Annotated in this window: 22 protein-coding genes; 14 read left to right on the top strand and 8 right to left on the bottom strand. The window is 58.3% G+C overall.

The annotated features are described in order from the left end of the window. Positions 1-58 precede the first annotated feature (58 nt). From QRN31_RS04140 to QRN31_RS04125, 4 genes are all read right to left on the bottom strand, one after another. Entirely contained in the window at positions 59-463 is a 405-nt protein-coding gene (locus tag QRN31_RS04140) for a SufE family protein (protein ID WP_285430379.1), read from the bottom strand. Then, entirely contained in the window at positions 460-1665 is a 1206-nt protein-coding gene (locus QRN31_RS04135; protein WP_285430378.1) for an aminotransferase class V-fold PLP-dependent enzyme, read from the bottom strand. The genes QRN31_RS04140 and QRN31_RS04135 overlap by 4 nt, the downstream gene beginning before the upstream one ends. Positions 1666-1752: 87 nt before the next feature. Beyond that, positions 1753-2787 (bottom strand): 2,3,4,5-tetrahydropyridine-2,6-dicarboxylate N-succinyltransferase, encoded by a 1035-nt coding sequence (dapD, locus tag QRN31_RS04130; protein WP_285430377.1) that lies wholly within the window; start codon positions 2785-2787, stop codon positions 1753-1755. Positions 2788-2819: 32 nt separating this feature from the next. Continuing rightward, positions 2820-3182, bottom strand: a complete 363-nt coding sequence (locus tag QRN31_RS04125; protein WP_222589966.1) for an ArsC family reductase — start codon at positions 3180-3182, stop codon at positions 2820-2822. A 202-nt stretch (positions 3183-3384) separates the two neighbouring features. On the opposite strand from QRN31_RS04125, the gene QRN31_RS04120 reads away from it, so the two are divergent. Beyond that, on the top strand, positions 3385-5016 hold the full coding sequence (locus QRN31_RS04120) for a Na+/H+ antiporter (RefSeq protein WP_285430376.1): 1632 nt from the start codon (positions 3385-3387) through the stop codon (positions 5014-5016). An 18-nt stretch (positions 5017-5034) separates the two neighbouring features. Here QRN31_RS04120 and QRN31_RS04115 read toward each other — a convergent pair whose 3' ends face one another. The 4 genes from QRN31_RS04115 to map all read right to left on the bottom strand — a co-directional run bounded on the left by QRN31_RS04115 (position 5035) and on the right by map (position 10849). Beyond that, entirely contained in the window at positions 5035-5784 is a 750-nt protein-coding gene (locus QRN31_RS04115; protein ID WP_285430374.1) for a M12 family metallopeptidase, read from the bottom strand. Positions 5785-5964: 180 nt separating this feature from the next. Beyond that, positions 5965-7164 (bottom strand): succinyldiaminopimelate transaminase, encoded by a 1200-nt coding sequence (gene dapC, locus QRN31_RS04110; RefSeq protein ID WP_285430373.1) that lies wholly within the window; start codon positions 7162-7164, stop codon positions 5965-5967. 154 nt (positions 7165-7318) lie between these two features. Continuing rightward, complete coding sequence (locus QRN31_RS04105) at positions 7319-10021, bottom strand: [protein-PII] uridylyltransferase (RefSeq protein ID WP_285430371.1); 2703 nt, start codon at positions 10019-10021, stop codon at positions 7319-7321. A gap of 45 nt (positions 10022-10066) precedes the next feature. Further along, positions 10067-10849, bottom strand: a complete 783-nt coding sequence (gene map / locus QRN31_RS04100; RefSeq protein ID WP_090187838.1) for a type I methionyl aminopeptidase — start codon at positions 10847-10849, stop codon at positions 10067-10069. Positions 10850-11222: 373 nt separating this feature from the next. On the opposite strand from map, the gene rpsB reads away from it, so the two are divergent. From rpsB to lpxA, 13 genes are all read left to right on the top strand, one after another. After that, the gene (gene rpsB / locus QRN31_RS04095) at positions 11223-11960 is read left to right on the top strand and encodes a 30S ribosomal protein S2 (protein ID WP_090187835.1); all 738 of its coding nucleotides are present in this window, start codon (positions 11223-11225) and stop codon (positions 11958-11960) included. Between the two features lie 192 nt (positions 11961-12152). After that, positions 12153-13016, top strand: a complete 864-nt coding sequence (tsf, locus tag QRN31_RS04090) for a translation elongation factor Ts (protein ID WP_285430369.1) — start codon at positions 12153-12155, stop codon at positions 13014-13016. Positions 13017-13225: 209 nt separating this feature from the next. After that, complete coding sequence (gene pyrH / locus QRN31_RS04085; protein ID WP_003172271.1) at positions 13226-13969, top strand: UMP kinase; 744 nt, start codon at positions 13226-13228, stop codon at positions 13967-13969. Next, positions 13966-14523 carry a ribosome recycling factor gene (gene frr, locus QRN31_RS04080; RefSeq protein WP_208669802.1) on the top strand — a complete coding sequence of 186 codons (558 nt, stop codon included), beginning with the start codon at positions 13966-13968 and terminating at the stop codon, positions 14521-14523. The genes pyrH and frr overlap by 4 nt, the downstream gene beginning before the upstream one ends. Before the next feature lie 13 nt (positions 14524-14536). After that, positions 14537-15292: a polyprenyl diphosphate synthase gene (gene uppS, locus QRN31_RS04075; protein WP_222589971.1), complete on the top strand. Its 756-nt coding sequence runs from the start codon at positions 14537-14539 to the stop codon at positions 15290-15292. Continuing rightward, a complete protein-coding gene (locus QRN31_RS04070) occupies positions 15292-16098 on the top strand; it encodes a phosphatidate cytidylyltransferase (protein WP_285430367.1) in 807 nt (268 codons plus the stop codon). Before uppS ends, QRN31_RS04070 begins: the two co-directional genes overlap by 1 nt. Further along, the gene (gene ispC, locus QRN31_RS04065) at positions 16095-17285 is read left to right on the top strand and encodes a 1-deoxy-D-xylulose-5-phosphate reductoisomerase (RefSeq protein WP_285430365.1); all 1191 of its coding nucleotides are present in this window, start codon (positions 16095-16097) and stop codon (positions 17283-17285) included. Before QRN31_RS04070 ends, ispC begins: the two co-directional genes overlap by 4 nt. Before the next feature lie 53 nt (positions 17286-17338). Then, positions 17339-18691: a sigma E protease regulator RseP gene (gene rseP, locus QRN31_RS04060; RefSeq protein ID WP_285430363.1), complete on the top strand. Its 1353-nt coding sequence runs from the start codon at positions 17339-17341 to the stop codon at positions 18689-18691. A 74-nt stretch (positions 18692-18765) separates the two neighbouring features. Next, on the top strand, positions 18766-21144 hold the full coding sequence (gene bamA / locus QRN31_RS04055) for an outer membrane protein assembly factor BamA (protein WP_285430362.1): 2379 nt from the start codon (positions 18766-18768) through the stop codon (positions 21142-21144). Positions 21145-21189: 45 nt separating this feature from the next. Beyond that, positions 21190-21693, top strand: coding sequence for an OmpH/Skp family outer membrane protein (locus QRN31_RS04050; protein WP_008028980.1), 504 nt, complete (start codon positions 21190-21192; stop codon positions 21691-21693). Positions 21694-21696: 3 nt separating this feature from the next. After that, complete coding sequence (gene lpxD, locus QRN31_RS04045; RefSeq protein WP_285430361.1) at positions 21697-22752, top strand: UDP-3-O-(3-hydroxymyristoyl)glucosamine N-acyltransferase; 1056 nt, start codon at positions 21697-21699, stop codon at positions 22750-22752. Positions 22753-22860: 108 nt separating this feature from the next. After that, positions 22861-23301, top strand: a complete 441-nt coding sequence (fabZ, locus tag QRN31_RS04040; RefSeq protein ID WP_017336708.1) for a 3-hydroxyacyl-ACP dehydratase FabZ — start codon at positions 22861-22863, stop codon at positions 23299-23301. Beyond that, positions 23298-24074, top strand: coding sequence for an acyl-ACP--UDP-N-acetylglucosamine O-acyltransferase (lpxA, locus tag QRN31_RS04035; RefSeq protein ID WP_090187807.1), 777 nt, complete (start codon positions 23298-23300; stop codon positions 24072-24074). Before fabZ ends, lpxA begins: the two co-directional genes overlap by 4 nt. The last annotated feature ends 2 nt before the right edge of the window (positions 24075-24076 follow it).

Below are 24076 nucleotides of genomic sequence, written 5' to 3'. Positions count from 1 at the left end.
AAGGGACGCGGAGCGTCCCGGGCTGCATTCCCACGCAGAGCGTGGGAACGATCATCGGTCAGGCGGCGAGTTCTCGCATCCGCTGGAGCACGGCATTGAGGCCGTTACTGCGCGAAGGCGACAGTTGCCGCGAAAGCCCTAGCTGATTGAACCACTCCGGCAAATCCACTTCTCGCAGCTCAGCCGCCGACAAGCCGTTGACCCGCGCCAGCAGCAACGCCACCAACCCGCGAATCAGCCGCGCATCGCTGCTCGCCGCGAACTGCCAGTGACCGTCCTCCAGCGAGCCCACAAGCCACACCTGGCTTTCACAGCCGTGTACACGATTGGCGTCGACTTTATCCTCAGCGCTCAATGCCGGCAGGCGCTCGCCCCATTGCATCAGCAATCGCGCGCGTTGCTCCCAGCTGGAAGCGCTCTGAAAGGTCTCCAGCGCTGTAACGGCCTCGGCGGGCAAGCTCATCGCAGCAACTCCAGGGCCTGATCCAGCGCCTCGAAGAAGCGTTCCAGATCTTCGGAATCGTTGTACAGCGACAACGACACCCGGATCGCTCCGGCCAGTTCGAAGCTTTTCAGCAACGGCATGGCACAGTGATGACCGGCGCGAACGGCGATCCCTTGTTCGGTGAGCAAATGTGCCAGATCAGAGTTATGCACACCCTCTACGACAAAACTGGCCAATGCCAGCTGTGGCTTGCCGAGCAATTGAATGCCTTTGCGGGCTTCAAGACCTTTCAATAAATAGTCATGCAGCGCCGCTTCATGGGCGCACACCGCGTCCTGATCGAGCCCCGCCAGATAATCCAGCGTCGCCCCCAGGCCAATCACACTCGCAATCGGCGGTGTACCCGCTTCGAAACCCAGCGGGGCAGGGCGAAAGCGTGCGCTCTGGTAGTCCGCATCCATCACCATTTCGCCGCCGAACTGCCAGTGACGCAATTGTTTCAGCGCTTCATTGCGCCCGAACAACACGCCTAAACCGTCAGGGCCATACAGCTTGTGGCTGGAAAACACATAGAAGTCGCAACCCAGCGCCTGCACGTCATGGCGGCCATGAACCACGCCTTGAGCACCGTCGACCACGGTCAAGGCGTCATGCGCCTTGGCCATCGCCAGCAATGCCGGCAACGGCTGCCAGGCGCCGAGCACGTTCGACAGCTGACTGACGGCGAGCAAGCGGGTACGTGGATTGATCAAGTGCGTGGCGGCATCGAGGTCAATCAAACCGTCGCCGTCCAGAGGCAGAATCACCAGTTTCAAATCGCGACGTTGCGCCAGTTGCTGCCACGGCAGCAGGTTAGCGTGATGCTCCAGGGCGCTGATGACAATCTCATCGCCTGGATTGAATAAGTGGTCGAGGCCATAAGCCAGGAGGTTCAGCGCGGAAGTCGCGCCGTGGGTGAAGATGATTTGCCCGCAGTCGCCGGCATTCAGCCAGTGAGCGACCTTGCTGCGGCTGGCCTCGAACGCCTGGGTGGCGTGGGCGCCGGGCAAATGTTGTGCCCGATGCACGTTGGCCGCGCCATTGGCGTAGTAATGCGCCAGGGCGTCCAATAGGGCTTGAGGTTTTTGCGTGGTGGCGGCGTTGTCCAGATACGTCTGGTCTTGCCGTTGCAGCGCGGCGATGGCCGGGAAGTCGGCGCGCCAGGGAGAGCGAATCAACATGCTATCGGGCCCTGTTAAACATGGGCGGATGTACGACAAACCCTGTGGGAGCGAGCCGGCTCGCTCCCACAGTGGGTCATTCGACGCTTAGTTGTGAGCGTGCAGCGCTTCGTTCAGTTCGATCGCCGATTTGTGGGTTTTGCATTCCACGGCACCGGTTTCCGAATTGCGGCGGAACAGCAGGTCAGGTTGACCCGCCAGTTCACGGGCTTTCACGACCTTGACCAGCTGATTTTTTTCGTCCAGCAGCGCCACTTTGGTGCCAGCGGTCACGTACAGGCCCGACTCAACGGTGTTGCGATCGCCCAACGGGATACCGATACCGGCGTTGGCGCCGATCAGGCAGCCTTCGCCGACCTTGATCACGATGTTGCCGCCGCCCGACAGGGTGCCCATGGTCGAGCAACCGCCGCCCAGGTCCGAGCCCTTGCCGACGAACACGCCAGCCGACACACGGCCCTCGATCATGCCCGGGCCTTCGGTACCGGCGTTGAAGTTGACGAAACCTTCGTGCATCACGGTGGTGCCTTCGCCCACGTAAGCGCCCAGACGAATACGCGCCGCGTCAGCGATACGCACGCCGGCCGGTACTACGTAGTCGGTCATTTTCGGGAACTTGTCCACCGAGAACACTTCCAGCAGCTCGCCGCGCAGGCGGGCTTCCAGTTGATGCTCGGCCAGTTCGGCCAGGTCGATCGCGCCCTGGCTGGTCCAGGCCACGTTCGGCAGCAGCGGGAACACACCGGCCAGGTTCAGGCCGTGCGGCTTGACCAGACGATGGGACAGCAGGTGCAGCTTGAGGTAAGCCTCAGGCGTGGAGGTCAGTTGCACGTCTTCGGCCAGGATAGTGGCGACCAGCGGCTTGTGGCTCTCGGCCAGGCGGGTCAGCAGCGCGGCTTGCGCAGCGTCGACATTTTTCAGCGCTTCAGCCAGTTGCGAGGCCTGGGCGGTGCTGAATGCGATGGCCTGATTGCCTTCGGAGTAACCCAGAACCGGTGCGATGGCAGCGACCAGTTCAGCCGATGGATTGAGCAGCGGCTGCGCGTAAAACACTTCCAGCCATGCGCCTTGACGGTTTTGAGTGCCGACACCAAAGGCCAGGCTGAACAGAGTAGTGGACATGTTGATACCTCTAACAAAATGGAACGGGCTGCTTACTTGAGTGCGGCCGCGTAGATATCTGGCTTGAAGCCAATCAGGGTTCGGTCACCGAGATCAAGCACCGGGCGCTTGATCATCGAGGGTTGTGCGAGCATCAGTTCGATGGCTTTGCGCTGGTCGAGATCGGCTTTGCGTTCGTCGTCGAGCTTGCGAAAGGTCGTGCCTGCACGGTTCAACACCACTTGCCAACCGTGCTCGTCGCACCATTGGGTCAGGTGTTCACGGTCGATTCCGACCGTCTTGTAATCATGAAAGTCATAGCTGACAGCGTGTTCATCGAGCCAGGTGCGCGCCTTTTTCATGGTGTCGCAGGCTTTGATGCCGAAAAGGTGCAACGTTTTACTTGAAACGGTCAAGGAATTGCCCCCTTTGCAGGTGCTGGAAATTAAAGGTGACGGATTATGCCATGACCGGACGGTTTCGCGTCGGCTGTGGTCGGGTTTGTCTCTTTGTCAGGTAGCCAGCTGTTGCGTGCGACATTAGTGCAACGGCCAGCCGGCAGTCTAAGCGGCTAATATGGCACTTCGATGCTGTCGATTGCCTGGGAACCCACGCTTTATGCAAACCGCCTACACCGTCCTGATCCTGTTGATGCTGGTCGGCGTCTCACGCCTGATCGGACGGGTGATCCCGTTGCCATTGCCGCTGGTACAGATTGGCGCGGGTGCGTTGTTGGCCTGGCCGACGTTGGGTCTGCATGTGGCCCTGGATCCCGAACTGTTCCTCTTCCTGTTTCTGCCGCCGCTGTTGTTTTCCGATGGCTGGCGAATGCCCAAGCGTGAACTTTGGCGCCTGCGCGGGCCGATCCTGACACTGGCGGTGGGGTTGGTGCTGTTCACCGTGGTCGGCGCCGGCTATTTCATTCACTGGTTGTTACCCGGCATTCCGCTGCCAGTGGCGTTTGCCTTGGCGGCGGTGTTGTCGCCCACGGATGCCGTGGCCGTCTCGGCCATCTCCCGGGATCGTCTGCCCACGCCGTTGATGCACATGTTGCAAGGTGAGGCGCTGATGAACGATGCCTCGGGCCTGGTGACGTTCAAATTTGCTTTGGCAGCAGCGGTAACGGGCGTTTTCTCGCTGGCCAACGCCAGTGTGACCTTCGTGTTGGTGGCGGCCGGCGGCCTGGCGGTCGGCGTCGCATTGAGCTGGCTGGTGGGACGTCTGCGTTCGTGGATGATCGCTCGCGGCTGGGATGATCCAGCGACTCATGTGGTGTTTATGTTGCTGCTGCCGTTCGCCGCTTATGTGGTGGCGGAACGTCTCGGTGCATCCGGCATTTTGTCCGCCGTGGCGGCGGGGATGATGCAGAGTTGGCTCGATCTGCTGCCGCGCCAGACCAGCACCCGATTGCTCAATCGCAGTGTCTGGTCGCTGCTTGAGTTTGCCTTCAACGGTTTGATTTTCCTGCTGCTGGGCTTGCAACTGCCGGACATCATCAAGGCCGTGGCCAGCCATGAAACGTCGTTGTGGCCGACACTGCTTTACCGTTGCCTGGACGTGGTCGCCATATTTCTGGTGCTGCTGGTGTTGCGCTTCGTCTGGGTACAGAGCATCTGGCGCTTGTCTGTTGTGCTGCGGCGCTGGCGCGGCAGGGGAGAGATGACACAAGTGCCGACCGCACGTTCCTGCTGGTTGTTGACGGTCGGCGGGGTGCGCGGGGCCGTGACGCTGGCGGGCATACTGTCGGTACCGTTGCTGTTGGAAGGCAATGCGTTTCCCGAGCGCGATCTGCTGATCTTCATCGCCGCCGGCGTGATTCTGCTGTCGTTGATCTCCGCGTGCATCGCGTTGCCTCTGTTGCTGCGCGGCATCGAGAAAAGTCCCGACGACAAGCGCCGTAACGAAGTGCGTGACGCCTGGCGCAAGACGGCCGAAGCGGCGATCCATGCGCTGGAAATCGAAGAGGTCAATCCGCAAGACGCCGCACAGGCCGCGCTGGCTGTGGAACTGAAAGCGCGGATCATGTCCGAGTATCGGCATCAGCTGGAGGTGTTCAACGACTCGGCGGAAGCCCAGGCGCTGGCGTTTCAGATGGACCTGCTGGAGCGACGATTGCGCTTGAAGGCGCTGCGGGCGCAACGCCTTGAACTGTACAGCCTGAGCCGTCATCACCAGATTGGTGATGACGTATTGCGCGAAGTGTTGGGAGAATTGGACTTGAGTGAAGCCAATCTCGGTGCGGTCAAGTAATACCTTCACCGGTCTCGGTCAGGTTGATGGATAAGCTCGCCGAGCGAACGCGATATCGCCTTCGCTGAGGTGTTTGTTTTGAAGTTGCTCCCAATCGCCAAGGGTGGCGTCGTTCGTTACTTGATAATGCATCACGGAGTGTCGGTCATAGGGGGCATAAGTCGCGCTGTTATCCCGAGGGAGGGGGAATAAAGTGGCGTCTACTGTAGCCCTCGACATTCCATGGTTGCGTTGAAGTGCCTCATAAACTTTCTCCCGGTCCCAAGGAATATCGGCGTCAGGGTGTTGGTGTTCGTGCAGTCGACCCAAAGCGTGACCAAACTCATGGATCACCACGGCACTATAATTTTCATCGGTACTATTGATTCCTAAACCCATGGTGACTTCATTGGCAGGCGTCGTTAATGCATCTGTGCCGATGCGGGAGAACGCCACCTTGTTGTAGAAAGGTGAGAGGTCGATGCGAATATCACCTTCAAAGAGTTCGTCGTTATCACTGAGGTCGACGAATTCGAAATTGAGATTGACGTAAGGAGCCCACTGGTTGATGGAGTTTTTGACGGTATTGAATAAGTCGTCGTCCCAGCGATTGATGGCAATTTTGAGTGTTCTACCCGTTGCCCAGTACTTCGTGTGCGCGCCAATACTGAGGGTAGGTCTATTTGATTTGCTTTGCGGTGAGTTGCTTTTTCTTTCTTGTGTAGCCGCTTCGTAAGAGGCACGAGGATCAACAGGAGTTTGAATGTCGCACGAAAGAAAATTGTTCATGGTTTATATCCTTATAAACGGTATGGAAGATAAGTGTAATAGTGATGTTTACGTGGTCTTGTAGCGGTTGCTTGATGGGAGGTTAGTTGTTCGGCTGAAGAGGGTAAAGTTTAAAGCGGTTAACTAATATTTCTTTCGTTAAAGCCTGTACTGCATTGCACAGTACAGGCTTGGTTGGTGTTACTTGTGGCGCTGGATAAAGGCGCGAATCCGCTCGGCCGCTTCCACGCATTCCGCCAGCGGCGCAACCAGTGCCATGCGCACGCGCCCGGCGCCCGGATTGAAGCCATCAACTTCGCGAGACAGATAAGAACCCGGCACCACGGTCACGTGTTCCTCTACAAACAGATCACGGCAAAACGCTTCATCGTCGCCTTCAACGTTCGGCCACAGGTAAAAACCACCGTCCGGGCGCTGCACGTCCATCACCGGGTCGAGGATTTCCAGTACCGCATCGTATTTCTCGCGATACAGCGCACGATTGGCGCGCACATGCACTTCGTCGTTCCACGCGGCAACGCTGGCCAACTGGGTCTGAACCGGCATGGCGCAGCCATGGTAGGTGCGGTAGAGCAGGAAGCCCTTGAGGATCTCGGCGTCACCGGCCACAAAACCCGATCGCAGGCCTGGCAGGTTGGAGCGCTTGGACAGGCTGTGAAATACCACGCAACGCTTGAAATCCTTGCGGCCCAGCTCGACGCAGGCGCTGAGCAAGCCGGCTGGCGGCGTTTGCTCGTCGAAGTACAGCTCGCTGTAGCATTCGTCCGCGGCGATAACGAAGTCGTGTTCGTCGGCCAGGGCGATCAGCTTCTTCAAGGTGTCGACCGGAATCAGTGCGCCGGTCGGGTTGCCCGGCGAGCACAGGAACAGGATCTGGCAACGCTTCCAGATGTCTGGCGATACGGCATCGAAATCCGGGTTGAAACCGTTTTCGTCCAGGCACGGCAGGTAATGCGGCTTGGCCCCGGCGAGGAACGCCGCGCCTTCATAGATCTGATAGAACGGATTCGGGCTGACTACCAGCGCGTCGTCGCCACGGTTGACCACGGTCTGGGTGAAGGCGAACAGCGCTTCGCGGGTGCCATTGACCGGCAGCACGTTGCGCGCAGGGTCGAGCCAGCCGCTCGGGACGCTGAAACGGCGTTCGCACCAGGCAGCAATGGCTTCTCGCAGGGCGGGAATGCCAAGGGTGGTCGGGTACACGGCCATCTGATCCAGATTGCTGGCCAGGGCTTCGGCGACAAAGCTTGGCGAACGGTGCTTCGGCTCGCCAATGGACAGCGCGATGGCGCGCTTGTCCGGGTTTGGCGTGACGCTGCCGAGCAGGGCGCGGAGCTTTTCGAACGGGTAGGGCTGCAACTGGTTCAAAGCGTTGTTCATGCGGGGCCTCGTTCAATGTGGGAGCGAGCTTTGTGTGGGCGTCGGGCTTGCCTGCGATTCAGGCGCCTCGGTGTGTCAGATGCACCGAGGTGATGCTATCGCAGGCAAGCCAGCTCCCACAGGGGCTCGTTCCCACAGGGGGGAATGGGTTAACTCAGATGCTGATGCGCGACAATTGGATCTCGGGTTCGTTACTGACGGTCAACTGTTCGACGATTGCATCCTGCAAACGGGTGCACAGCAGCGGGTCGGACAACGGCTGGTTGTTCGCGTCGGTGATAAAGAACACGTCTTCCACGCGTTCGCCGAGGGTCGCAATCTTGGCGTTTTGCAGCGACAGATCGAACTCCAGGAAGATCGTGCCAATGCGCGCCAGCAAGCCCGGGCGGTCCGGAGCACTGAGCTCCAGCACGGTCACCGGACGCTGGGCGTCGTTGTGGATCGTCACCTGCGGCGCGAACGCGAAATGCTTGAGCTGGCGCGGTACGCGGCGCTGGATGATCGTCGGGTAATCGTCGGGGTTGCGCAGGGCTTCGGTCAGGCCTTCACGGATCTGTTTGACCCGCGCCGGGTTGTCGCCAATCGAGTCGCCGTCAGTGTCGAGCACGATATAGGTGTCGAGGGTGAACTGGCTGCTGGACGTGATGACCCGGGCGTCGTGAATGTTCAGGTTGAGCTGGTCCATCGCGGCCACGGTCACGGCGAAGAAGTCGTGTTGATCGGGGGCATAAATGAAGATCTGCGTGCCGCCCTCGAATTCGCGCTGGGTGGTTTCCTTGATCAGCACCAGCGGCCCGCCACCAGCGGGTTGCTGGAGGATCGCGTCGGTGTGCCAGGCTACGTCGCCGGCGGTATGACGCAGGAAGTAGTCGTCGCCCAGTTGCGACCACAGCTGTTCGACATCGTCCGGGTCGGTCCCGCCGCGCACCAGGATGTCCAGGGCGGCGCTCTGGGTCTGGCGGATCTGCATTTCCCGATCCACCGGGTTTTCCAGGCCGCGGCGCAAGGCACGTTTGGTTTCGGTGTAGAGCTGGCGTAACAGGCTGGCGCGCCAGGAATTCCATAATGTCGGGTTGGTGGCATTGATGTCGGCGACGGTCAATACATACAGATAATCAAGACGGGTTTCGTCGCCAACAATCTGGGCGAAGTCATGGATGACCTGCGGGTCGGACAAGTCCTTGCGCTGAGCGGTGGTCGACATCACCAGGTGGTTCTGTACCAGCCAGACGATCAGGCGGCTGTCCCACACTGGCAACTGGTGGCGTTGGCAAAAGGCTTCGGCATCCACCGCGCCGATTTCCGAGTGATCGCCATGCCGACCCTTGCCGATGTCGTGGTACAGGCCCGCGAGGTAAATCAGCTCGGGCTTGGGCAATTTGCCCATGAGCTTGCTGGCCAGCGGGAATTTTTCCGACACCTGTGTGTACTGCAACTTACGCAGGTGCTTGATCAGATTCAGGGTATGGGCGTCGACTGTATAGATGTGGAACAGGTCGTGCTGCATCTGCCCGACAATGAAGCCGAACTCCGGCAGATAACGGCCGAGAATGCCGTAACGGTTCATCCGGCGCAGGTTGCGGTGGATGCCGATCTTGCACTTGAACAGCTCGATGAACAGGCTGGTATTGCGTATGTCGTTGCGGAAGTCGTCGTCGATCAGGTGGCGATGCTCGCGCAGCAGACGAATGGTGTCGGCGCGCACACCTTTGATTTCCGGCTGCTGGGCCATCAGCACGAAAATCTCGAGCATGGCGAACGGTGTGCGGCGGAATACGTTTTCGCTGCGCGCTTCGATGTAACCGTCGTGCAGCTGGAATCGCGAGTTGATCGGCTGCGGTGGCGCCTGATCTTCCGGGGCGAGGATGACTTCTTCGAAGTGCTGGATGATCAGGTCGCTGAGCTGGGCGATGCTCATGACTACCCGGTAATACTGTTGCATGAAGTTTTCGATGGCGTGCTTGGCGTCATCGCCTTCGAAACCCAACAGTCCGGCTATCGAGCGCTGGTGGTCGAACAGCAAGCGGTCTTCGGAGCGGCCAGCGAGCATGTGCAATGCGTAGCGAACCTTCCACAAGAACTCCTGGGACGAGGCCAGCAGGGCGTTTTCACTCTCCACCAGGAAGCCTTCGCCCGCCAGGGCTCGCAGGTTCAGAGTGCCGTACTCGCGACGGGCCACCCACAGAATCGTCTGGATATCGCGCAGGCCGCCGGGCGAACCTTTGACGTTGGGTTCCAGGTTGTATTCGGTGTCGTTGTATTTGTGGTGACGGGCCTTCTGCTCGGCGCGTTTTGCCAGGAAGAAGTCCTTGCTCGGCCACATGTGCGCGGTGCTGGTGACGTCGAGCATGCGCTGGCGCAAACGCTCGGGACCACAGATGGTGCGGCTTTCCATCAGGTTGGTGACAACCGTCAGGTCGGCGCGGGCCTCGATGGCGCATTCGTCCACGGAGCGAACGCTCTGACCGACTTCCAGGCCGATGTCCCACAACAGCGTCAGGAAACGCTCGATGGAGTCACGGAAGATTTCGTGATCGGCGCTGTCGAGCAGGATCAGCAGGTCGATGTCGGAATAAGGGTGCAACTCGCCGCGACCGTAGCCGCCGACCGCGACCAGCGCGATATCGGCGTCTTCGCTCCAGTTGAACTGCTCCCAGGCCTTTTGCAGGATGTTATCGATGAACCAGGCGCGATCCTCGATCAGCCGGCGAATATCGCGGCCGTTGCGGAAGCGCCCGTCGAGCACCTCGCGGGCCTGACGGATCGCCTTCTTGAAGGCCGCGATCGGGCTTGCCTTCAAGGCCAGTTCAGCCTGGAACTGGCCGCGGTCGAAGAGTTCGGGATCCACCTGCGGCATCGATTGGCATTCCTGTCTATAAAGCTGGGAGCTGCGTGGTTCGGATCAGGCCGAAACGCGCGGGATGGTGTCGTCGGCGCGCAGGGTGAAGATCTCGTAACCGGTTTCGGTCACCAGCAGGGTGTGTTCCCACTGCGCGGAGAGCTTGCGGTCCTTGGTGATCGCGGTCCAGCCGTCGCCCAGCACCTTGGTATCCGCCTTGCCCTGGTTGATCATCGGCTCGATGGTGAAGGTCATGCCCGCTTTGAGCTCCATGCCGGTGCCAGCGCGGCCGTAGTGCAGGATTTGCGGCTCTTCGTGGAAGACTTTGCCAATGCCGTGGCCGCAGAACTCGCGAACCACCGAGAAACCGTTCTTTTCAGCGTGCTTCTGGATGACTTCGCCGATGTCGCCCAGGCGGCAGCCCGGCTTGACCAGTTCGATCGCCTTGTACATGCATTCCTGGGTGACCTGCGACAGACGCTCGGCCCAGACCGGCACGGTGCCGACATGGAACATGCGGCTGGTGTCGCCGTGGTAGCCGTCTTTGATAACGGTGACATCGATGTTCAGCGTGTCGCCATCTTTGAGCGGCTTGTCGTTCGGGATGCCGTGGCAGACCACGTGGTTGATCGAGGTGCAGATCGACTTGGGGAAGCCTTTGTAGTTGAGCGGGGCAGGGATGGCTTTCTGTTCGTTGACGATATAGTCGTGGCAGATGCGGTCCAGCTCGTCGGTGGTGATGCCCGGCTTGACGTGTTCGGCAATCATTTCCAGCACATCGGCGGCCAGTTTGCCGGCGACACGCATCTTTGCAATGTCCTCGGGGGTTTTGAGGGTGACGGTCATACAGGCTCTCTCTGCGCTCGATGGCGCTCGCTAATACGAAATGGGCAATGCGCGATCGATCTTCGCGACCCTTAAAAACGCAATTCTAACAGACGATCAGTGCAAATCTGAGCCTCTGTGCGTCGCTTGTCTCTATAGTTTGGTGCAATCTTGAACGATTCCAAGGGCGCGCATGAAGCTGCGCGTCACGAATTGAGAATCCGGGTTCCGTTTTTTGCAGTCCTGTGATATAAAATGCGCCGCTTTCCGGGGATACCCCGAAAGGCTTAAATCCACACACGTGTCGACACGATGACCTGGGTGCCTTCAGCTGATGCTGCTGGTTGGTCATTGGGATACGTGGAGGCCAAACCCGACTTATTAAGGAACTATCATGTCCCAAGTCAACATGCGCGATATGCTGAAGGCCGGTGTGCACTTCGGTCACCAGACCCGTTACTGGAACCCGAAAATGGGTAAGTACATTTTCGGCGCTCGTAACAAGATTCACATCATCAACCTTGAAAAAACCCTGCCAATGTTCAACGAAGCTTTGACTTTCGTAGAGCGCCTGGCTCAGGGCAAAAACAAGATTCTGTTCGTCGGCACCAAGCGTTCCGCTGGCAAGATCGTTGCTGAAGAAGCAGCACGTTGCGGTTCGCCGTACGTCGATCACCGCTGGTTGGGCGGCATGCTGACCAACTTCAAAACCATCCGTGCTTCCATCAAGCGTCTGCGTGACCTTGAAGTGCAAGCCGAAGACGGTACTTTCGCCAAGCTGACCAAGAAAGAAGCGCTGATGCGCACTCGCGATCTTGAGAAGCTCGATCGTTCCCTGGGTGGTATCAAGGACATGGGCGGTCTGCCAGACGCACTGTTCGTTATCGACGTTGATCACGAGCGCATCGCGATCACCGAAGCCAACAAGCTGGGCATCCCGGTTATCGGCGTAGTCGATACCAACAGCAGCCCGGAAGGCGTTGACTACATCATCCCAGGCAACGATGACGCAATCCGCGCTATCCAGCTGTACATGGGTTCGATGGCTGACGCTGTTATCCGCGGTCGCAACCACGTTGCTGGTGGCACCGAGCAGTTCGCTGAAGAAGCTCCGGCAGCTGCAGCTGAGTAATTAGCGCCTAGGCGTTGACTCAGTAAGCAAAAAGGGGGCTTGGCCCCCTTTTTGCCACCTCGAAAACCGTTTGTCGGTAGCGCAGCTACAGCTTTTGTAACGTGCAGCGACTTACAAAGGTGTTTCGGGAAGAATTGATCGCCCGTTCGATCGGGTGGAATGGTTGAAAACCTATCCAAGAGGAATTTTGAAATGGCAGAGATTACTGCAGCGTTGGTCAAAGAACTGCGCGAGCGTACTGGCGAAGGCATGATGGACTGCAAAAAGGCCTTGACCAAGGCTGGCGGCGACATCGAGAAAGCCATTGATGACATGCGTGCTTCGGGCGCCATCAAGGCTGCCAAGAAAGCAGGCAACGTTGCTGCTGAAGGCGCTATCGCTCTGAAAGAAGACGGTAAATCCGCTGTTCTGCTGGAAGTGAACTCGCAGACCGACTTCCTGGCTCTGCAGGATGACTTCAAGGCATTCGTTGCTGCCAGCGTTGAAAAAGCATTCGCTGACAAGCTGACTACCGTTGAGCCTCTGGTTGAAGCTCAAGAAGCTGCTCGCCTGGTACTGGTCGGCAAGGTTGGCGAAAACGTCAACATCCGTCGCCTGGTTCGCGTTGAGGGTGATGTTGTTGGTGGCTACCTGCACGGCAACAAAATCGGTGTAGCGGTTGTTCTGAAAGGCGGCAACGTAGAGCTGGCTAAAGACATCGCAATGCACGTAGCAGCCAGCAACCCTGAGTTCCTGCTGCCTTCGGAAGTTTCGGCTGAAGCGATCGAGCGTGAAAAAGCTGTGTTCCTGCAGCTGAACGAAGAAAAAATCAAAGGCAAGCCAGAAAACATTGTTGAGAACATGGTCAAAGGCCGTATCAGCAAGTTCCTGGCCGAAGCAAGCCTGGTTGAGCAGGCGTTCGTCAAGAACCCTGAAATCAAGGTTGGCGAACTGGCCAAGAAAGCCGGTGCAGAAATCGTTTCTTTCACCTACTTCAAAGTAGGCGAAGGCATCGAGAAGCCGGTCGACAACTTCGCCGAAGAAGTTGCTGCCCAGCTGGCTGCCGCCAAGCAATAAGACAGTTTTCAACTGTCGCCCTGAAGAGGCTGCCCGCTTACGCGCGCAGCCTCTTTTCAGATGGGGCACCAATTTTTAATTGGTTTCCGTTTGGAACTGGCTTACAAAGCCATGTTCCGATGGCGCTGAAGCAGCGCCAAGCTAGAGTGAACGCCAGCTGTAAACAGCTCGCAAAGAATTTTTAAAATACGCCGCAGGAGAGATTCGCAATGGCTCAGCAGGGCAGTGGTTATCAGGCTCGCTATAAACGCATTCTACTCAAGCTTAGCGGCGAGGCCCTGATGGGGTCCGAAGAGTTCGGGATCGATCCCAAGGTGTTGGATCGCATGGCACTTGAAGTCGGCCAACTGGTCGGTATCGGTGTCCAGGTCGGCCTGGTGATTGGTGGCGGCAACCTGTTTCGCGGTGCAGCGCTGAGCGCGGCCGGCATGGATCGGGTGACTGGCGACCACATGGGCATGCTGGCCACTGTGATGAACGCCTTGGCCATGCGCGACGCACTGGAACGTGCCAATATCTCGGCAATCGTGATGTCGGCCATTTCCATGGTGGGTGTGACTGATCACTATGATCGCCGCAAAGCGATGCGTCACCTGAACGCCAAGGAAGTTGTTATTTTCGCGGCCGGTACCGGCAACCCGTTCTTCACCACGGATTCGGCAGCCTGCCTGCGTGCAATCGAAATTGACGCCGACGTTGTGCTCAAGGCGACCAAGGTCGATGGCGTTTACACTGCAGATCCATTCAAAGACCCGCATGCCGAGAAGTTCGATCATCTGACTTACGATGAAGTGCTGGATCGCAAGCTGGGCGTGATGGATCTGACGGCCATTTGCCTGTGCCGAGACCACAAGATGCCGTTGCGCGTCTTTAACATGAACAAGCCCGGCGCCCTGCTGAACATCGTGCATGGCGGCGCTGAAGGGACCCTGATCGAGGAAGGCCAACAATGATCAATGAAATCAAGAAAGACGCTCAAGAGCGTATGAAGAAATCCGTCGAGTCGCTGCTGCACAACTTCGGCCGCATTCGTACCGGCCAGGCGCACCCAAGCATTCTTGAAGGCGTGATGGTGCCGTATTACGGTTCCGACACCCCGATCAAGCAAGTGGCGAACATCACCGTCAAGGACGCCCGTACCCTGCAAGTCGTTGCCTTTGAGCGCAACATGCTGGGCGCCGTCGACAAGGCCATTGGTAGTGCCGGTCTGAACCTCAACCCGACCAACCTGGGCGAGTTGTTGCTGATCTCCATGCCAGCCCTGACTGAAGAAACCCGCAAGGGCTTCACCAAGCAGGCGCGTGATGTTGCAGAAGACGCCCGTGTTGCTGTGCGCAACATCCGTCGCGATGCAAACAGCTCGCTGAAGGATCTGGTCAAGGAAAAGGAAATCAGCGAAGACGAAGAACGTCGTGCAACTGGCGAGATCGACGATTTGACCAAGAAGTATGTGGCTGAAATCGATGCGAATCTGGCGCAGAAAGAAAAAGACCTGATGGCCGTATAAGGGTCGCGTTTTCATGGAAAAGACTAAGCAGACTGCACCGTCCGCGGTGCCGCGCCATGTCGCGATCATCATGGATGGGAACAATCGCTGGGCGAAAAAACGCTTTATGCCCGGTGTCGCCGGTCATAAAGCGGGCGTGGATGCCGTTCGTGCAGTGATTGAGGTATGCGCCGAGGCCAAGGTCGAGGTGTTGACGCTGTTCGCTTTCTCCAGCGAGAACTGGCAGCGCCCCGCCGATGAAGTCAGTGCCTTGATGGATCTGTTCTTCAAGGCGTTGCGTCGCGAGGCCAAGCGCCTCAACGACAACAACATCAGTTTGCGCATCATCGGTGATCGTTCGCGCTTCCATCCCGAGCTTCAGGCTGCGATGCGTGAAGCCGAAGCGATGACCGCCGGAACCAACCGCTTTGTCTTGCAGATCGCCGCCAACTACGGTGGTCAGTGGGATATTGCGCAAGCCGCGCAGCGTCTGGCGCGCGAGGTTCAGGCCGGGCATCTGCGTCCGGAGGACATCACTCCCGAGTTGTTGCAGACCTGCCTGGCCACCGGCGACCTGCCGTTGCCGGACTTGTGCATCCGCACCGGGGGCGAGCACCGCATCAGTAACTTCCTGCTGTGGCAACTGGCCTACGCCGAGTTGTATTTCTCCGACCTGTTCTGGCCGGACTTCAAACACGAAGCCATGCGTAACGCACTGGCCGATTACGCTTCTCGTCAGCGCCGCTTCGGTAAAACGAGCGAGCAGATCGAGGCTGGGGCCCGCGTTTAATGCTTAAACAACGAATCATCACCGCGCTGATCCTGCTGCCGATCGCTTTGTGCGGGTTTTTCCTGCTCGAAGGCACAGGCTTTGCGCTGTTCATCGGGCTGGTCGTGACCCTCGGCGCGTGGGAGTGGGCTCGCCTGGCAGGCTTCACCGCCCAGCCGATTCGCATCGCCTACGCGGCCGTGGTCGCATTCTTCCTGTTTATCATGCACATCCTCCCGGGGCTCGCGCCTTGGGTCCTGGGCGCTTCGGTGCTTTGGTGGGGCGTGGCGACGTATCTGGTGCTGACTTACCCGCGTTCCAGCGAACACTGGGCCAGTGCCGCCTGCAAACTGGTGATCGGTTTGTTGATTCTGTTGCCGGCTTGGCAAGGTCTGGTCCAGATCAAGCAGGAGCCTTTGGGTAACTGGCTGATCATGGCGGTGATGGTGCTCGTCTGGGGGGCCGATATCGGCGCGTACTTCTCCGGTCGGGCCTTCGGCAAGCGCAAGCTGGCGCCGAAGGTCAGTCCCGGCAAGAGCTGGGAAGGTGTGTACGGTGGCTTGCTGCTGAGTCTGGTGCTGGCGGCAATCGTAGGCGTGGCGCGTGACTGGAGTTTCGTACAGATATTGATGGGCCTTTTGGGATCGGCGGTGATCGTGTTTATCTCTGTGGTGGGCGACCTCACCGAGAGCATGTTCAAGCGTCAATCGGGGATCAAGGACAGCAGTAACCTGCTGCCAGGGCACGGCGGCGTGCTGGACCGGATTGACAGCCTGACGGCTGCGATCCCGGTGTTCGCTGTGCTGTTGTGGATGGCTGCACCATGAGCCGCCCTCAACAGATAACCGTTCTGGGGGCTACCGGGTCGATTGGTCTGAGCACGCTCGATGTGATCGCTCGCCATCCGGAGCGCTTTCAGGTTTTCGCCTTGAGCGGGTTCTCCCGCTTGAGTGAGCTGCTGGCCTTGTGCGTGCGTCATACGCCGCGATTTGCGGTCGTGCCGCAAGCGGCCACTGCCCGAACCCTGCAGGACGACTTGCGCGCTGCCGGCCTGTCGACCCGCGTGCTGGTAGGGGAGGAGGGGCTGTGTCAGGTCGCCGCCGATCCCGAGGTCGATGCGGTCATGGCAGCTATCGTCGGTGCGGCAGGCTTGCGTCCGACGTTGGCGGCGGTTGAGGCTGGCAAGAAGATCCTGCTAGCCAACAAAGAAGCGCTGGTGATGTCCGGTGCTCTGTTCATGCAGGCTGTGCGCAAAAGCGGTTCGGTGCTGCTGCCGATCGACAGCGAGCACAACGCGATTTTCCAGTGCATGCCGCAGGATTTCGCCCGAGGGCTTGGCGCGGTCGGTGTGCGTCGGATTCTGCTGACAGCCTCTGGCGGTCCGTTCCGACAGACGCCGTTGGCCGAACTGGCGCATGTTACCCCTGAGCAAGCGTGCGCCCACCCGAACTGGTCCATGGGTCGCAAGATCTCGGTCGATTCGGCCAGCATGATGAACAAAGGGCTCGAATTGATCGAAGCCTGCTGGTTGTTTGATGCCAAGCCATCCCAGGTCGAAGTGGTCATTCACCCTCAAAGCGTGATTCATTCGCTGGTCGACTATATCGATGGTTCGGTGCTGGCGCAGTTGGGCAACCCCGACATGCGCACACCGATTGCCAACGCCCTGGCCTGGCCTGAGCGGATTGATTCGGGTGTAGCGCCGCTGGATCTGTTCGCCATCGCTCGCCTGGACTTCCAGGCTCCCGACGAAGAGCGTTTCCCTTGCCTGCGCCTTGCGCGTCAGGCGGCTGAGGCTGGCAACAGCGCTCCGGCCATGCTGAATGCAGCCAATGAAGTGGCTGTGGCGGCGTTTCTCGACGGACGGGTTCGCTATCCGGAAATCGCGAGTATCATCGAAGAAGTGTTAAACCTCGAACCTGTTGTGGCGGTGAATGATCTAGAGGCAGTGTTCACGGCGGACGCGAAAGCGCGAGAACTCGCCGGGCAGTGGTTGAGTCGTCACGGGCGGTAAGTGCTGAAATACGTTGCCCCATGCAGCACTGGATAGGATTGCGGAGAAAGTAGATGAGCGCGCTCTATATGATTGTCGGCACCCTGGTAGCCTTGGGCGTGCTGGTCACCTTCCACGAGTTCGGCCATTTCTGGGTCGCGCGTCGCTGTGGGGTCAAAGTGCTGCGTTTCTCCGTGGGTTTTGGCCTGCCATTGCTGCGTTGGCACGACAAGAAGGGCACCGAGTTCGTGGTGGCTGCCATTCCTTTGGGCGGCTACGTCAAAATGCTCGACGAGCGCGAAGGCGAGGTGCCGGCCGATCAGCTCGATCAAGCCTTCAATCGCAAATCCGTCCGTCAGCGTATTGCTATCGTGGCGGCGGGCCCGATTGCCAACTTTCTGTTGGCGATGGTGTTTTTTTGGGTGCTGGCCATGGTCGGCAGCCAGCAAGTGCGTCCGGTTATCGGCGCGGTCGAGTCGGGCAGCATTGCCGCGCAGGCGGGTTTGAGCGCGGGTCAGGAAATCATTGCCATCGACGGTGAGCCGACTTCCGGCTGGGCTGCGGTGAATCTGCGACTGGTTCGGCGTCTGGGCGAAAGCGGTTCTCTTCAATTGTTGGTGCGCGAGCAGGGTTCCACGGCGGATTCGCCTCGCGAGCTGATGCTGAACAAATGGCTCAAGGGCGCAGACGAGCCGGATCCCATCCGCTCGTTGGGTATTCGTCCTTGGCGTCCGGCGTTGCCGCCGGTGTTGGCCGAGCTGGATCCGAAAGGCCCTGCGCAGGCAGCGGGCCTGAAAACCGGTGATCGGCTGCTGAGCCTTGATGGCAAGGCGCTCGATGACTGGCAACAAGTGGTTGATACGGTGCGTATGCATCCTGATACCAAAATCCTGCTGCGCGTCGAGCGCGATGGTGCTCAAATCGACGTCCCAGTGACTCTGGCCGCTCGCGGCGAGAGCAAGGCACCCACCGGTTATATGGGTGCCGGGGTGAAAGCAGTCGATTGGCCACCAGAGATGATCCGCGAAGTCAGTTACGGTCCTGTGGCCGCGATTGGGGAGGGGGCTCAACGTACCTGGACCATGAGCGTACTGACCCTCGATTCGCTCAAGAAAATGTTGTTCGGTGAGCTCTCGGTAAAAAACTTGAGTGGACCGATAACCATTGCTAAAGTGGCGGGCGCTTCTGCCCAGTCGGGTGTCGCTGATTTCCTGAATTTCCTTGCTTATCTGAGTATTAGCTTGGGGGTTCTGAATTTGTTGCCTATTCCTGTACTGGATGGGGGGCATTTGTTGTTTTATCTGATCGAGTGGGCGCGTGGTCGTCCCTTGTCGGATCGGGTGCAGGGTTGGGGGATACAGATCGGTATCAGTTTAGTGGTCGGGGTGATGTTGCTTGCTCTGGTCAATGATTTGGGCCGTCTGTAACACTTCGCTGAATTGCGAATCTGCCGCATTTTGCGGCAGTTTGTTTATTGCCAGTTGGAATAAGAAAGGACTTCATGAAACGTCTGCTGCTAACTGCGGTTCTCACCGTATTGATGATCGCCGAAGTTCACGCCGAGTCCTTCACTATCTCTGATATTCGCGTCAATGGCCTCCAGCGGGTCTCCGCGGGTAGCGTCTTTGGTGCTTTGCCGTTAAACGTCGGTGAACAGGCGGACGATCGTCGCCTGGTGGAATCCACTCGTGCGCTGTTCAAAACCGGGTTCTTTCAAGATATCCAACTGGGCCGTGAAGGCAACGTCCTTGTCATCACGGTAGTCGAGCGTCCGTCGGTCGCCAGTATCGAGATCGAGGGTAACAAGGCGATCTCCACTGAAGACCTGATGAAAGGCCTCAAACAATCCGGTCTGGCCGAAGGCGAGATCTTCCAGCGAGCCACCCTCGAAGGTGTCCGCAACGAGCTGCAGCGCCAATATGTCGCCCAGGGTCGCTACTCGGCTACCGTCGACACCGAAGTGGTGCCGCAGCCGCGTAACCGCGTTGCCCTGAAGGTCAATATCAACGAAGGCACCGTTGCCGCTATCCAGCACATCAACGTGGTGGGTAACACGGTCTTCCCTGATGAGGACCTGATCGACCTGTTCGAGCTCAAGACTACCAACTGGCTGTCGTTCTTCAAGAACGACGACAAGTACGCTCGTGAAAAACTTTCCGGTGACCTGGAGCGTCTGCGCTCCTACTACCTGGACCGTGGCTATATCAACATGGATATCGCTTCGACCCAGGTGTCCATCACCCCGGACAAGAAACACGTCTACATCACGGTCAACGTCAATGAAGGCGAGAAATACACCGTTCGTGACGTCAAGCTGAGTGGCGACCTGAAAGTCCCTGAAGACCAGGTCAAGTCGCTGTTGCTGGTTCAGAAAGGCCAGGTGTTCTCGCGCAAGCTGATGACCACCACGTCCGAACTGATCACCCGTCGTCTGGGTAACGAGGGCTACACCTTCGCCAACGTCAGCGGCGTGCCTCAGCCGCACGATGAAGACCACACAGTGGACATCACTTTCGCTGTCGATCCGGGCAAGCGTGCTTACGTCAACCGTATCAACTTCCGTGGCAACACCAAGTCCGAAGACGAAGTGCTGCGCCGCGAAATGCGTCAGATGGAAGGCGGCTGGGCTTCGACCTACCTGATCGACCAATCCAAGACTCGTCTTGAACGCCTGGGCTTCTTCAAGGAAGTCAACGTCGAAACCCCGGCCGTACCGGGCGTCGATGACCAGGTTGACGTGAACTACAGCGTTGAAGAACAGGCTTCCGGTTCGATCACTGCCAGTATCGGTTTTGCCCAGAGCGCCGGTCTGATCCTCGGCGGTTCGATCACCCAGAACAACTTCCTGGGTACGGGTAACAAGGTCAGTATCGGCTTGACCCGCAGCCAATACCAAAGCCGTTATAACTTCGGTTATGTCGACCCGTACTGGACAGCCGATGGCGTCAGCCTGGGTTACAACGCCTTCTATCGCACCACCGACTACAAAGACCTCGATGTCAACGTAGCGAGCTACGCCGTAGACAGCCTGGGTGCAGGTGTCAGCGTTGGTTATCCGATCAGCGAGACGTCGCGTCTGACGTTTGGTTTGTCTGCACAACAAGACAAGATCAAGACCGGTCTCTACACCGTCGACGAAATCTTCGACTTCGTTAACAAGGAAGGCGATCAATACCTCAACTTCAAGGCATCGGCCGGTTGGTCTGAATCCACCTTGAACAAAGGTGTACTGGCAACCCGTGGTCACTCCCAGAGCTTGACTGCAGAAGCCACGACGCCGGGCAGCGACTTGTCGTTCTTCAAGCTCGATTACCGCGGTCAGTTGTTCCAGCCGCTGTCTGAAAATTACACCATGCGCCTGCACACCGAATTGGGTTATGGCGATGGTTATGGTGATACCGACGGCTTGCCGTTCTATGAAAACTACTATGCTGGTGGTTTCAACTCGGTTCGTGGCTTCAAGGACAGCACCCTGGGGCCTCGTAGTACGCCGAGCCGTGGTGTGAACCCGGGCACCTCGGTCGACCCGGACCAGAAACCACTGCCGTTTGGTGGCAACGTCCTGATTCAAGGTGGTGTAGAAGTTCTGTTCCCGATGCCGTTCGTGAAAGATCAGCGTTCCTTGCGCACTTCGGTATTCTGGGACGTAGGTAACGTGTTCGATTCGACTTGCAAGCAGAGCACCAACGCCGATGGCTCGAAGTCCAACACTCAGTGTAATGACGTCAGCTTGAGCAATATGGCCAGTTCGGTGGGTGTCGGTGTGACTTGGGTTACCGCCCTTGGTCCGTTGAGCTTCGCCTTGGCGATGCCAGTCAAGAAGCCGGACAGCAATGCCGAGACTCAAGTGTTCCAATTCTCCCTCGGCCAGACGTTCTAAGCGTCTGACCCAAGATAACGACAATGGATTTTGTAGGAGTGCATCGTGCGTAAGTTGACTCAATTGGTTCTCTTGGCAACCGTATTGGTAGCAGGTCCGGCTTTTGCCGACATGAAAATCGCCGTTCTGAACTATCAGATGGCGCTGCTGGAATCCGATGCTGCCAAGAAATACGCCGTGGATGCCGAGAAGAAATTTGGTCCGCAACTGACCAAGCTCAAGACGTTGGAAAGCAGCGCCAAAGGCATTCAGGATCGTCTGATGGCCGGTGGCGACAAGATGCAGCAAGGCGAGCGTGAACGCCTTGAACTCGAGTTCAAGCAAAAGGCCCGTGACTTCCAGTTCCAGTCCAAGGAACTGAACGAAGCCAAAGCCGTTGCCGACCGTGAAATGCTGAAGCAGCTCAAGCCGAAACTGGACAGCGCTGTGGAAGAAGTCATCAAGAAAGGTGCTTTTGACCTGGTCTTCGAGCGTGGCGCAGTGATTGATGTCAAACCTCAGTACGACATCACTCGCCAGGTTATCGAGCGCATGAATCAGCTGAAGTAATCCATGACAGCGACTATAAAGCTCGGCCAGTTGGCCGAGTTCCTTGGCGCCACGCTACGTGGCGACCCGGAGAAAGAAATTACTGGGCTAGCCACTTTGCAAGAGGCTGGCCCAGCTCAGTTGAGCTTTCTCGCAAATCCCCAATACCGTAAATACCTGGTGGACTGCCGGGCTGCAGCCCTGTTGCTGAAGGCCGCTGACGCAGAAGGTTTTGTCGGTGATGCCCTGGTGGTGCCTGATCCGTATCTGGCCTACGCGCGAATTTCCCATCTGTTCGATCCCAAGCCCAAGGCGCCTGCCGGTATTCACCCGACAGCCGTCGTGGCGCTGGACGCAGTGGTGGATCCGGCGGCGAGCATCGGTGCTTTTGCCGTAATCGAAAGCCAGGCGCGTATTGCTGCGGGTGTGACCATCGGAGCGCATTGCTTCATTGGTGCCCGTTGCGAAATTGGCGAAGGCGGCTGGCTGGCTCCGCGGGTCACGCTGTACCACGACGTTCGTATCGGCAAACGGGTCGTGATTCAGTCCGGTGCCGTACTCGGTGGCGAAGGCTTCGGTTTTGCCAACGAAAAGGGTGTCTGGCAGAAAATTGCGCAGATTGGCGGCGTTCTGGTTGGTGATGACGTGGAGATTGGCGTGAATACCGCTGTCGACCGCGGCGCACTGGCCGATACCATTCTGGGTAATGGCGTTAAGCTCGACAACCAGATTCAGATCGCCCACAACGTGCAGGTGGGTGATCACACCGCGATGGCTGCGTGCGTCGGGATTTCCGGCAGCACCAAAATCGGCAAGCATTGCATGCTCGCCGGTGGCGTTGGGCTGGTGGGGCATATCGAAATTTGCGACAACGTTTTTATCACCGGGATGACCATGGTGACCCACTCGATTACCGAAAAGGGTTCCTATTCTTCCGGTACGGCGATGCAACCAGCGGCCGAATGGCGCAAAAGCGCGGCCCGTATACGTCAGCTCGATGACATCGCGCGACGTTTGCGACAGCTGGAAAAGCGTGTGGGGGAAGTGACCCCTGACGGTAATGCTTCATCAGATGGCTGATACCATTTCCATATCAAGTGTGCACAGCCGCTAGACTGCCTCCTTGATTTGCTAGAGGGGCGCGCGTCAGTCGCGCGCTTCCAATCTTTACATAGGCTTCCCCCCGAAATGATGGACATCAACGAGATTCGCGAATACCTGCCCCACCGTTACCCGTTCCTGCTGGTGGACCGAGTCGTGGAACTGGATGTGGAAGGCAAGCGCATTCGCGCCTACAAGAATGTCAGCATCAACGAGCCGTTCTTCAATGGTCACTTTCCTGCGCATCCAATCATGCCGGGCGTGTTGATCATCGAAGCGATGGCTCAGGCTGCCGGTATCCTTGGCTTCAAAATGCTCGACGTGAAGCCTGCCGACGGCACGCTTTACTACTTCGTCGGCTCTGACAAGCTGCGTTTTCGCCAGCCCGTCACCCCAGGCGATCAGTTGATCCTCGAAGCCCGCTTCATCAGCTGCAAGCGTCAGATCTGGAAGTTCGAGTGCCAGGCTTCGGTCGATGGCAAGCCAGTCTGCTCCGCTGAAATCATCTGCGCGGAACGCAAACTATGAGTTTGATTGACCCTCGCGCAATCATCGATCCGACGGCCATTCTGGCCGACGACGTTGAGGTCGGCCCTTGGTCGATCGTCGGCGCAGGTGTGGAAATCGGCGAGGGGACGGTGATCGGGCCGCATGTAATTCTCAAGGGCCCGACCCGAATCGGTAAGCATAACCGCATCTACCAGTTTTCTTCGGTAGGTGAGGACACGCCCGATTTGAAATACAAAGGTGAAGAAACCCGCCTGGTCATCGGTGACCACAACGTCATCCGTGAAGGCGTGACGATTCACCGCGGGACCATTCAGGACCGCTCGGAAACGACACTGGGTGATCACAACCTGATCATGGCCTATGCCCACATCGGTCACGACAGCGTTATCGGCAATCACTGCATCCTGGTCAACAACACTGCGTTGGCAGGTCATGTGCACGTCGAAGACTGGGCGATCCTGTCCGGTTTTACTCTGGTTCACCAGTATTGCCACATTGGCGCCCACAGCTTTTCCGGCATGGGCACCGCCATCGGCAAGGACGTTCCCGCCTACGTCACGGTGTTCGGCAACCCCGCCGAAGCCCGCAGCATGAACTTCGAAGGCATGCGCCGTCGCGGGTTCAGCGAAGACGCGATCCACGCCCTGCGTCGTGCCTACAAGGTGGTTTACCGCCAGGGCCTGACGGTTGAGCAGGCGCTCGCCGAGTTGGCCGAGCCTTCGGATCAGTTCCCGGAAGTCGCGGTGTTCCGTGACTCCATCCAGTCTTCGACCCGCGGCATCACTCGTTAATC

The sequence above is a fragment of the Pseudomonas sp. fls2-241-R2A-110 genome (genome assembly GCF_030209165.1).
Classification (GTDB): Bacteria; Pseudomonadota; Gammaproteobacteria; order Pseudomonadales; family Pseudomonadaceae; genus Aquipseudomonas.
This window is presented reverse-complemented; position numbering and strand designations above follow the sequence as displayed.